The organism is Hominimerdicola alba 8, from assembly GCF_000178155.2.
GTDB lineage: Bacteria > Bacillota > Clostridia > Oscillospirales > Ruminococcaceae > Hominimerdicola > Hominimerdicola alba_C.
In genome coordinates, this window is the sequence record NZ_ADKM02000091.1 from 131,607 (window position 1) to 143,247 (window position 11,641).

Genomic DNA, 11,641 nt, shown 5'->3' on the forward strand with positions numbered 1-11,641 from the left:
ATGAAAAATACTATCGTTATATCGCCTGCCGACTCGGTCGGTGTGGCGCTGACACCTCTTAAAAAAGGCGAGAGCGCTGAGGGCGTTATACTTAAAGAAGACATTGAAAAAGGTCACAAATTTGCACTGAGGGCTATCGCAAAAGGTGAGAAAGTCATCAAGTACGGCGAAGTCATCGGCAGGGCAAAGAGCGATATCGGTGCGGGCGAACATGTCCACACCCACAATATGGCTACAAACCTCGAAGGTACACTGGAATACAGCTACCATAAGAAAGCTGCTGCGGAACTTGATGCTGTCAAGCCGCGCAGTGTTGAGGTCTACGAGCGTAAGAACGGCGAAGTCGGCATACGCAACGAACTCTGGGTCATACCGACTGTTGGCTGTGTAAACTCGCAGGCTAAAGCCATCGTAAAAGAATTTGAACGCAGACACCCCAACGCAGAGGGCATTGACGGCTGTTTCACCTTTACCCACCCTTATGGCTGTTCGCAGATAGGTGATGACCATGAGCGCACAAGACTTATCTTACAGCGCATGGTAAAACACCCCAACTGCGGCGGCGTGCTGGTATTCGGTCTGGGCTGTGAAAATAACCGCATGGATATTTTCAAAGAAACTCTGGGCGAATACGATGAGGAGCGCACTGAATTTCTGGTTGCGCAGGAAGTTGGCGATGAGATAGCTGAGGGCGTGGCTAAGCTGGAAATACTCTACGAAAAGGCTAAGAACGATAAGCGCGTCACAAAAGATATCTCCTGCCTTAAGATAGGTCTGAAATGCGGCGGTTCCGATGGTCTTTCAGGCATAACCGCCAACCCGCTGGTAGGCAGATTTTCCGACTATATGGCGGCTGTGGGCGGCACTACCGTTCTTACAGAAGTGCCTGAGATGTTCGGCGCTGAACAGCTTTTGATGGACAGGGCTAAGGACGAAGAAACTTTCGATAAGATAGTTCACCTGATAAACGGCTTCAAAGAGTATTATCAGAAGCATGACCAGCCTGTGTATGAGAACCCATCGCCTGGTAATAAGGCAGGCGGTATCACTACGCTGGAGGATAAGTCGCTGGGCTGTACACAGAAGTCGGGCAGGAGCGAGGTATGCGATGTGCTGTTTGACGGCGATGCACTTACCTCACACGGTCTTAATCTGCTGAATGGTCCGGGAAACGATATGGTGGCTGTGACCAACCTTGCAAGCGCAGGCTGTCATATGGTGCTGTTCACCACAGGACGCGGCACACCTTTCGGTGGATTTGTACCCACCATAAAGATATCCACAAATTCGGATATAGCATCGAGAAAGCCCAACTGGATAGACTTCAATGCAGGCAGTATAGTTGAGGGCGAAACTTTTGAGAGCAGACTTGAAGCGCTGATAGACCTTATCGCAGAAACAGCCAGCGGCAAGCAGACTGTGAACGAGCGTTATGATTCGAGGGATATAGCGATATTCAAGACAGGAGTAACGCTTTGATAATTCATAATTCATAATTATTGGCAGGCATTTGAGTATGCCGTTTTTGCGAAACTTTGCCGCCGGCAAAGCGGAGTAAGCACAACAAGCTGTGCGCGAGTTAAAGCGCGCGGTCAAGCCTCGCGCCAGCAGGCTTGCGGGAGTTTGAGGGCAGAGCCCTCAATCACCGAAGCACAAATCCAAAATGCAAAACAAACAATAAGAGTACGGCAAAATGACCACCTGCAAGAAGGATAAGAACAGTATATTTTCCGACCAAAACACGCGGGCAATTCGCTAAGAAAAGCGCGTACTCAAATCCCGCGAAAAGCACTCCCCATGTGCGGGTGACGAATTGACCGCGTGTTCCAGCCGAACAGCGTAGCGCTTTCGGCGGTCGTGGCGCAGTCCATCTGATAAGAACGGTGAGCGGGTGCGGTAGTGTGGGCGTGGAATGCTTGTGTGGAGCGCGGGTGCGTTCCGTATGATGTGAAAATGCAAGGCTATGCGGGCAGTTTTATGTTTGACAGTCCTGCATCAGTGATGTATAATATACTTGATGCCGTTGTCAAGTTTTCAACAGTATTCAAGTCTTAATGTTTAAAACTATATAAAGGAGTAGACCATGAAAGAGTTTATGGATAAGGACTTTGTCCTTAAAAATGACACCGCTAAGGTGCTTTATCATCAGTATGCTGAGGATATGCCGATATTCGACTTCCACTGCCACCTGAGCATTGAAGAGATCTATAACGATAAGCAGTTCAGTTCGATAACCGAGTGCTGGCTGGGCGGCGACCACTACAAGTGGAGATTGATGCGCGAAATGGGCATCGATGAAAGCTACATAACAGGCGATAAGAGCGACTTCGAGAAGTTCATGAAGTATGCGGAAGTTATGCCTTATGCCATCGGCAACCCCATCTATCACTGGACTCACCTCGAACTGAGAAGATATTTCGGTATCAATGATATCCTTTCGCCTAAGACTGCTGAGGACATCTTCAATAAGTGCAACGAAAAGCTCAAGACACTGACTGCAAGAAAACTCATCGCTGACAGCAACGTAAAGAAGCTGTTCACCACCGATGACCCCATAGATGACCTGCATTTCCACAAGCAGCTGAAGGCTGACGGCGACTTCGATGTTGAAGTTTATCCCGCTTTCAGACCGGACAAGGCTATCAATATCGAACTGCCTACCTACGTTCCTTACATCGCTAAGCTGGCTGAGGTATCGGGCGTTGAGATAAACGGCATCGACAGCCTGTGCGAAGCACTGACCAAGAGGATAGAGTACTTCGACAGTGTTGGCTGCGTTTGCTCCGACCATGCGCTCGATGTTGTTATGTTCAAGCCCGCAGAGCGCGATATAGTTGACTATATCGTAAAGAAGGCACTGAACGGCAACGAGCTGACCTCTGATGAGATAGAGCAGTACAAGGGCTATGTTCTGGTACATCTGGGCAAGCAGTATGCAAGACTGCACTGGGTACAGCAGTACCACATCGGCGCACTGAGAAACAACTCCAGAAGATACATGGGTCTGCTTGGTCCCGATACAGGCTTTGATGCCATCGAAGACCAGACTTTCGCAAAGAAGCTGGCTATGCTGCTGGATACTCTTGACAGCACCGATGAACTGCCAAAGACCATTCTCTACTGTCTGAACCCACGCGATAACGAAGTACTGGCTACTATCATGAACTGCTTCCAGCAGGGCGGCATAGTAGGAAAGATGCAGTTCGGTTCTGCATGGTGGTTCAATGACCAGAAGGACGGCATGGAGAAGCAGCTTACCGCACTTTCTCAGCTGGGTCTGGTATCCAAGTTCGTAGGTATGCTGACAGACAGCAGAAGTTTCCTGTCTTATACAAGACACGAGTATTTCAGAAGGATCCTCTGCAACATGTTCGGTGAACTGATAGAAGAGGGCGAATACCCCAACGAAGTTGAACTTGTCGGCAATATCGTAAAGGATATCTGCTACAACAACGCTATCAGGTATTTCTCCAAATAAACCTTATTTTCTACCAAAGGGAGGTTGCGTCATGGGCGCAGCCTTTCTTTATAGCAGGAGGACTTAACGATGAAAGATAAAAATCCGCTTTTGCAGAGCGACAGTGAGAACCGCTTTATCACAATAGGCGAGATAATGCTCAGGCTGACACCGCCGAACTACGAGAAGATACGCACTGCCACCAGCTTTGAAGCAAGCTACGGCGGCGCTGAGGCGAATATCGCGCTGGCGCTGGCAAATCTGGGAGTTGACAGCAGTTTTTTCAGCGTAGTACCCAATAACAGTGTGGGCAAGAGTGCTGTGCGCATGCTGCGCTCGAATGATGTGCATTGCAGCCCCATGATACTAAGTACCCCCGAAGAAACGCCGACCCACCGCATGGGAAGCTACTATCTGGAGATAGGCTACGGCATTCGTCCCAGCAAGGTCACCTATGACCGTAAGCACAGCGCTTTTTCTGAATACGACTACAGCAGTGTTGACCTTGACAGCCTGCTGGACGGCTACACATGGCTGCACCTCAGCGGTATAACGCCCGCACTTTCGCCAAGCTGCATGGAACTTCTGCGGAGGAGTCTGCGTGTCGCTAAAGAAAAAGGCATTACCGTCAGCTTTGACGGCAATTTCAGGAGCACGCTGTGGAGCTGGGAAGAAGCGCGCGATTTCTGCACTGAATGCCTGCCTTATGTAGATGTATTGCTGGGTATCGAACCCTATCACCTCTGGAAAGACGAGAGCGACCACAGCAAGGGCGATGTGAAAGACGGCGTACCGCTCCAGCCAAGCTACGAAGAGCAGGACGAGATATTTCGGGAGTTTGTAAAGCGCTACCCGAACATAAAGTGCATAGCGCGTCATGTAAGGTATGTACACAGCGGCAGTGAGAACAGCATGAAAGCCTATCTCTGGTATGAAGACCACACCTTTGAGAGCAAGCTGTTCACATTCAAGATACTTGACCGTGTCGGAGGCGGCGATGCCTTTGCAAGCGGTCTGATATATGCCATGATGCACAACTACAAGCCGATGGATATGGTGAATTTTGCAGTGGCGAGCAGTGTCATAAAGCACACTATACACGGCGATGCCAACATCACTGACGATGTGGAAACTATCCGCAATATCATGGATATGAATTACGACATCAAGAGATAACTGCGCATGCGCGGTAAATACTTCTTTTTTGGGGACACTTCTGCCTGCGGCGGGAGTGTCCTTTTTTTGGGTGAAGATATACGCCGAACACTTTATGCTGCTGTTAGTCGGCAAGGTGAACATAAAAAGAACGGGTACCCCAACGGCGGGATACCCGTTTTTGTCATATTTAGATATGTGGTTATCCCGCTGACACACCACAAAAACAGCGGCTATACAGAACTTAAGGTTCTTGTCGTATATTTAGTTGGTGTGCTAAAGGGATAGTCATATTTAAATGTGTCACAAAGCCATTTCAAAGCAGGGGACAAGTCTGCCGCTTGCACCTCTGGCAGAGGGTCTGTCTGCATCGGGACGCCATGCGTAGCGCACTTTGTCGGCGGAAGTGCAGTTCAGCAGAATACCGCTTCCGCTTTCGGCGGCGGTGACTTTCTGCCAGCCCTCTGAGGTGTGTGCTTCAAAATAATCTGTGGAATGGTCGGTCAGACGGACTTCTTCGGTGAAATCCAGCTGTATGCCGTTTTTCGTCTGTTTTATGCTGACAGGGCTGAGTGGGCGCGGATCGCCTTTACCGTAGATAAGGCGCAGTACCGCATCGCAGAGCGCCTCACCCACCGATGCCTTGTCAATGGGGTGTAAGTCATTATTCTCGCCCATGCCCAGCGTGACAGCCATCGATGTGTTGGGGATAGCACAGCATTCCAGCTGTTTCTGGCGTATCATCACCCAGCCTTCGCCGCCCGGCTGCCAGTTGGGAAGCTGTACCGATACCACAGGTATCTCACTGCCGCACCGCATACGGTAGTATTCTACAAATCGCCTGTATAACTTGTCATAGAGTTGCGCCTGCCATGCGTTCGTTTCGCCCTGATATACCAGCATGCCCTTGAAAGCAAGGCGGTAGGCGGGGGCTGTCATATAGGCATACTCGCCCAGTTCAAGTCCCGGCAGAAACTCCACAGGCTTGCGTTTTTCAGTCTTTACAGCAACAGTGTAGTTCCACTGTCCGTCTATGTCTATGAAGTTGTCGCCCAGCTTTACACAGAAACGCTTGCCCTCAGTGAATCCGCCGTTTGAAGCGTTTATGTCCAGTGCGACAGCAACGCGGTTCTCGCCAATTTTCAGCAGACCCTTTGGTATGGGGTAATAGCGCGGCGGGTAGAGGTAGCCTGTACTTCCGACTTTTTTGCCGTTGATGTAAGCAGTATCGCCGTCAACAAGCGTGCCTAGTATCAGCATAGGTCCTGTGAGGTCAGCATCATCGGGTACTTCAAAGGTTCGCCAGAACCATATCCTGCCGCAGAACCCGTCAAGGTCGGGCAGGTCGTTGACCCGCATGGGCACAGTGCAGGATAGTGCATCGGCAGGATATTCGCCCCTTATTATGCTTGTGCCTATGTGGTCATTCTTCTTAATGATATCGTCCCACTCGCGTTCGTTTTCTGCGCCCTCTTTTTCGGTGTTTTCCATGAAGTTTTCAGCCGTCACGCGGTCGGTCACAGCATCGAGTTCGGGGAACTCTCGTATGACTTCTGCGGGCAGTCTGCCCTCAATGGGCGAACCGCCCGCAGAGGTGTTCACAAGCCCGATGGGTACACCTATCTGCTTAAACAGCTTCTTCGCGAAATAGTAGCCTGCGGCACTCATTTCAAGGTCTTTGTCATCACAGGCGCGTACCCATTTTCCGCCCTCGAACCTGTTCGCCTCCTTGCCCGCTTCAAAGCATAGCTTTATCGGCACGCGGTATTCGCGTATAAGTTCTTCTTCGGGAACAGGCACTTCGCCCACAAAAGGCGAGTAAGTGCGGCTGAGGGGAAGTTCCATATTCGACTGACCCGTGATGTGGAAGACATCACCGAAATATACATCGCTTATTACCAGCATAAGACTGCCGCATCGGATATTAATAGTGTATGGCAGGCAGTCAGCCTCACCTGCGGGGACGGCTATGCGCCACCTGCCGTCAGCGGCTATGCGCGAACGACCGCATATCCTGTCATCGCGTTCAAGCGTCAGTGTGACAGTGCCCTCACCGTCACCTGTGATGAAGTTTTCGGCATCTCGCTGTAGTATCATGCCGTCAGAAAAAATGTCATCTGCCTTGAATTTTATCATATTCCTTTGCTCCTTATCGGTGATCAGTTGTATATCTTTCGCCCCTGCTTATCGTCAATGCCCGAAAGACGGTGGAAGAACGTGTTGATGATGTCCCGCCATTCCTTCGCACAGTTCAGCTGTTCTTCAAAGCGTTCGCTGACATTTTTGAAAGTGCGTTCGTCCACTCTGCCTTTGAGCGAAGCCCACAGCGCCGCAAAATGTTCAGCCTGCTCATAACCCTCGAAATGTGCGTCATATATGTGCTGTATCACAGTCTTGCCGCCGCGCAGTTTGTGTGTATAGGGTACGCGGTGGAAGAACAGCAGCAGGTCATCGGGGCATCGGTCTATATCGCCGTAAACTTCTGCCCATTCAGGTGCGTACTGCGCCGAATATCCTGTGCCTGCGGGCGACCTGTCAACGCCGATACCATTGCGGTCAGCGCGGTTGTAGGTGCCCCAGCGGTCAAATTCATAGCCCCACGGGTCGGGACCGTAGTGATGGTTGGGCTTGCACATCCAGCCCAGCCCCAGCGGAACAGTGTAGTCCTCGTAGGCTTTGTGAGAACCTTTCAGTATCTCGCTGACTGCTGATATGACCTGTTCATCATCACCGAAAGTCAGCTGTGCCCACTCCTCAGCCAGTTCGTCAAGGTCAGTGTCTTCGTTGAACAGCAGTCTGCCGTAGCCGTAGAGGTTTGCGGCGGCAAGTTCACTGCCCGTCCAGCAGAAGTCGTCACCAGTATTTGCCACTGCCGCCACACCGCAGACAGTCCTGCTGACACGATCATCCTGCATGTCGTGCTTTGTGTGGAATCCCAGTATATCCTTTATCATGGGTACCAGCCAGCATACGTGCTTCTGCTGACCTGTATATTCCTGTGCCAGCTGGAACTCCGCCATCAGTTTCGTGTGCTTCATGGCACCGAACAGCGGGTGTACAGGTTCGCGCACCTGAAAGTCCATTGGACCGTTCTTGACTTGAAGTATAACGTTGTCGTCAAATCTGCCGTCCAGCGGCATGAAGTTGTCATATCCCGAACGAGCGCGGTCGGTCTTGAGGTCGCGCCAGTCCTGCGCACAGTTGTAGACGAAACAGCGCCAGATGACCAGTCCGCCGAATGGTGCGACTGCCCTTGCCAGCATATTTGCACCGTCAGCATGATCTCTGCCGTAGGCAAACGGTCCCGGCTGACCTTCCGAGTCTGCTTTGACGAGGAAACCGCCTAAATTCGGTATTCGGCTGAACAGCGAAGCACAGCATTCCTTCCACCAGTTTATGACTCTTTCATCAAGAGGGTCGGCGCTGTCAAGCCCGCCGACTGATATCGGAGCGGCAAAATCAGGGCAGATGAACAGCTTTATCCCGTATCTGCCGAAAAGTTCGCCCAGTTCTTCAAGACTGTCAGCGTAGTCTTTGGTAAGCAGGCGCTTTGCACTGCCGCGCACGTTCACATTGTTGATAACTACCCCGTTGATGCCTACAGAAGCCATCAGGCGGGCATACATGACAGTCCTCTCGTTCACCAATAGTTCGCCGTCTTTAAAGAAAAATGACTTGCCCGAATATCCGCGCTCTATCGAACCGTCAGCGTTGTCCCAGTGGTCAAGCATCCGCAATGGCTGAGATGGCTTTGCCTGCGCATTGAAACCGATAAATCCCCCCGCAAGGGCGGTGCGCTTAAGAAACTCGAAAACGCCGTAAAGCAGACCCGCTTCACTGCCGCCGCATATCTCTGTTATGTTCAGCGAAGCGGCTATCGTGTATTCCTCACGGTCGAGTTCGGGGTGTATGCCCAGCACGATAAGGTAGGAGTCATCATCGAACACCTCGCTCTTCCACAGCACAATGGCTTCGGGAAGCATGGCTTTCATGGCAGTCTGCAATTCTTCAAATGCCGCCGACTCTTTCAGCGAATGTTCACAGCTTATAAGTATCCTTTTGCGCGTATCATCGAGTTTTTTGTAGTTCAGCCAGAGTTTTGAAAATACCATATATATCCTTCTTTCATTTACCGTATGCAAAAATGTGCAAATTGTAAAATAACGCTTAACAATATTATATTCCTAAAAGTGGCAGTAAAGCAATACATTTATTGCGAACTTTAGCCCATTATTTGATAAGGAAAATAAAAATGTGAACATTTTGAAAAAATCACAAAAAGCTCTTGACATTTCGCTCTGAAGATGATATAATATTAAAGCTGTCTGACGAGAGATGACATCATCGAGACGTAACTCAGTTTGGTAGAGTGCTTGCTTTGGGAGCAAGATGCCGCAGGTTCGAATCCTGTCGTCTCGACTTTGTTTTCAGCAGGTTCGCAAAGTTGTTCTTCACGGCTTCGGGAGAAGTTCGTTGGTGAAGAAAAAACAAATGTGAATAATTTGAAAACATTAAAAAAAGCGCTTGACAAGCGAAAGAAAATGTGGTATAATGATTAAGTCGTCAGGGAGATGACGAAAACAAAAAACACATCGGAATTACCGCTAAAGTCAATTAGCTGGTGTAGCACAGTTGGTAGTGCAGCTGATTTGTAATCAGCAGGTCGGGGGTTCGAGTCCGTCCACCAGCTCCAGCAAATTCATTCGGGAAGTATTCCGGGTGAATAATGGGAGAATTCCCGAGCGGCCAAAGGGGGCAGACTGTAAATCTGTTGCTACTAGCTTCGATGGTTCGAATCCATCTTCTCCCACCATTTAGCTCCATAGCTTAGGCTGTGGAGCTATTATTTTGCTTAAATTACGGAGGTATCCTTTTGGATAGGGCTTTGAGATTTTTAAAACGTGAGCCGATGCTGACTGTGTCCGCATTGGCGGCTGTGGCGGCAATGTTCATAACTCCGCCAAGCGGCACACTCCTGAAAGCCATAGACTGGCGGACTCTCGGCACACTGCTGATGATGCTTTGCGTGCTGGAAGGCTTCAAGCAGGAGAATGTTCTCGACCCGCTGGTGAAACTGTCGCTCAGAGCTAAGACTATGACAGGACTTTCGCTTTTTTACATATTTGGCGTGTTTTTTTCCTCAATGTTCGTCACTAACGATGTGTCACTGATGATATTTGTACCGCTTACGATATTCACATTTCGCGGCGGCGGTAAGGAAAAATACATTCTGCCCGTTATCACGCTTGAAAATATCGCGGCGATAAGAGGTTCATTGCTGACACCCTTCGGCAGTCCGCAGAATTTGTTCCTGTACAGCAGGTTCGGCATAAGCGCAGGACGCTTCATGCTGCACATGCTGCCGCTTTGCGCAGGTTCAGCTTTGCTGCTGACGGTCTTCGTGCTGGTGCTTTACCGAAAAGGTCTGCACGAGGAGATAGAGTTCGACCACTCTCGGCTGGGCGAAAAAGCTGGCAGCAAACGTGTGTTTTATCTGGTGCTGTTCGGTATAGTGATATTCACCATAGTCAGCAGAACAGCCTACTGGTGGGCGGCTGTGGCAATAGTCGTTTGCGCGATACTTGCGGCTGACAGAAAGCTGTTCCTTAAAGTTGACTATGTGCTGATATTCACGTTCCTGTTCTTCTTCGTGTTTTCGTCTTCTATCGCGGCGAATGCCGGCATAGCACGTTTTCTTGATGCGGCTGTCGGCGGAAGTGAGTATTGGTGGGCTATAGGGCTTAGTCAGCTGATATCGAACGTTCCCGCTTCGATAGTGCTTTATCCGTTTGCCGACAGCCACGCGGGACTTATCTACGGTGCGGACACTGCTGGGCTGTGCTCGCTTATCGGTTCGCTGGCATCGGTGATTAATTACCGCATCTACGTGCGCGAATATCCCGATAAGGGCAGAGATTTCATCAAGGTGTTCACACTTATCAGCTGGGCGTTCTTCCTGCTGGTGGTAATACCCGGTTTTCTTCTCTCTGGGTGGGAAATGTGATATATTATATAAAGGTATAGGCAGACCTGTTCGGCGGGTCTGCTTTTTTGTTTCCAAAACGGAAATAATTCCGTAAAATTGCATGAATTTATTGCATTTGTTTTTATGCAAGTACACGATTTAACATTTAAGAAATTAATAGTACGTTCACAAAAAAACGGCTGAGTGCGAATAAATTCATATTTATAACCAGAAATGTTATTTGAGATTTGACTGCAAAATGTCGCTGAAACGCCTTGTTTTCGCGGCCGTATTAGGCTTTGACTGTTGGTTATGACAATGGTAATATTTGCTACTGGTATAAAATTCTAAAAGAAATGTGGTTTAGTTAAATGCTTGACATAGATAAACTGAAATGCTATAATTATTAATAAATAATTGAATGATAGCCTTTAGAAGTAAGGAGAATAATATGGAAACAAATCACGAACCGCCGAAGAGCAAGAGCTTAGCGATGCTCGGCATTTTGCGGACGGTGTTTATATATCTGCTGGCGGCAGGCATAATAATTGCCGCATTGCTGTTTGCGGCATCAAAAAGCCCGAACAAGTCTATTTTCGGATACCGTTATTACACGATACTCACGCCGTCGATGGAACCCACCCATCATGTGGGAGATATGGTATTCGTAAAGATAGAAAATGCCGATGAAATATCTGTCGGCGATGTCATAACTTTCAACCCGTCATCGGGCAGTGAAGCCTACCTTACCCACCGAGTCACCGAAAAGATGACCGACTATGAGGGTACAGGCGTGACCTGCTTCAAGACAAAGGGTGATGCGAATGACAGTGAAGACTCGTTCCTGATAGACGAGTCAAGGGTCATCGGCGCAGTGAAGCTGGGCATACCGAAACTTGGCTATGTGGTCAGGTTCGTACAGCTTAGGTGGTATTTTGTAGTACCGCTGGCAGTTCTGGTGCTGATATTCTTTAAACTTATGGGTATTTACCTTGCACCTGCCGAAAATGAAACGGCTGATGACAAGGCGCAGACCAAATAAATTATTATGAAAGGATGAAAAA

Annotated in this window: 7 protein-coding genes and 3 tRNA genes; 8 read left to right on the plus strand and 2 right to left on the minus strand. The window is 49.3% G+C overall.

Annotated features, from left to right (window positions below):
• From CUS_RS10870 to CUS_RS10880, 3 genes are all read left to right on the plus strand, one after another.
• Nucleotides 1–1,479, plus strand: coding sequence for a UxaA family hydrolase (locus tag CUS_RS10870; protein WP_002850516.1), 1,479 nt, complete (start codon nt 1–3; stop codon nt 1,477–1,479).
• Nucleotides 1,480–2,083: 604 nt separating this feature from the next.
• The gene (uxaC, locus tag CUS_RS10875) at nt 2,084–3,478 is read left to right on the plus strand and encodes a glucuronate isomerase (protein ID WP_002850663.1); all 1,395 of its coding nucleotides are present in this window, start codon (nt 2,084–2,086) and stop codon (nt 3,476–3,478) included.
• A 69-nt stretch (nt 3,479–3,547) separates the two neighbouring features.
• A complete protein-coding gene (locus tag CUS_RS10880; RefSeq protein WP_002850477.1) occupies nt 3,548–4,633 on the plus strand; it encodes a sugar kinase in 1,086 nt (361 codons plus the stop codon).
• Between the two features lie 282 nt (nt 4,634–4,915).
• Here the strand turns inward: CUS_RS10880 and CUS_RS10890 are convergent, their stop codons facing one another.
• Together CUS_RS10890 and CUS_RS10895 are read right to left on the minus strand one after the other, a co-directional pair.
• Nucleotides 4,916–6,748, minus strand: coding sequence for a sialate O-acetylesterase (locus CUS_RS10890; protein ID WP_002850649.1), 1,833 nt, complete (start codon nt 6,746–6,748; stop codon nt 4,916–4,918).
• A gap of 23 nt (nt 6,749–6,771) precedes the next feature.
• Nucleotides 6,772–8,724 (minus strand): alpha-glucuronidase, encoded by a 1,953-nt coding sequence (locus CUS_RS10895; RefSeq protein WP_002850675.1) that lies wholly within the window; start codon nt 8,722–8,724, stop codon nt 6,772–6,774.
• Between the two features lie 233 nt (nt 8,725–8,957).
• On the opposite strand from CUS_RS10895, the gene CUS_RS10900 reads away from it, so the two are divergent.
• The 5 genes from CUS_RS10900 to CUS_RS10920 all read left to right on the plus strand — a co-directional run bounded on the left by CUS_RS10900 (nt 8,958) and on the right by CUS_RS10920 (nt 11,619).
• A tRNA-Pro gene (locus CUS_RS10900) sits at nt 8,958–9,031 on the plus strand.
• A 198-nt stretch (nt 9,032–9,229) separates the two neighbouring features.
• Nucleotides 9,230–9,305 (plus strand) — tRNA-Thr (locus tag CUS_RS10905).
• Between the two features lie 35 nt (nt 9,306–9,340).
• Nucleotides 9,341–9,425, plus strand: a tRNA-Tyr gene (locus tag CUS_RS10910).
• 60 nt (nt 9,426–9,485) lie between these two features.
• Complete coding sequence (locus CUS_RS10915; RefSeq protein WP_002850667.1) at nt 9,486–10,616, plus strand: SLC13 family permease; 1,131 nt, start codon at nt 9,486–9,488, stop codon at nt 10,614–10,616.
• A gap of 412 nt (nt 10,617–11,028) precedes the next feature.
• Nucleotides 11,029–11,619: a signal peptidase I gene (locus CUS_RS10920; protein WP_002850690.1), complete on the plus strand. Its 591-nt coding sequence runs from the start codon at nt 11,029–11,031 to the stop codon at nt 11,617–11,619.
• Nucleotides 11,620–11,641: the final 22 nt, after the last annotated feature.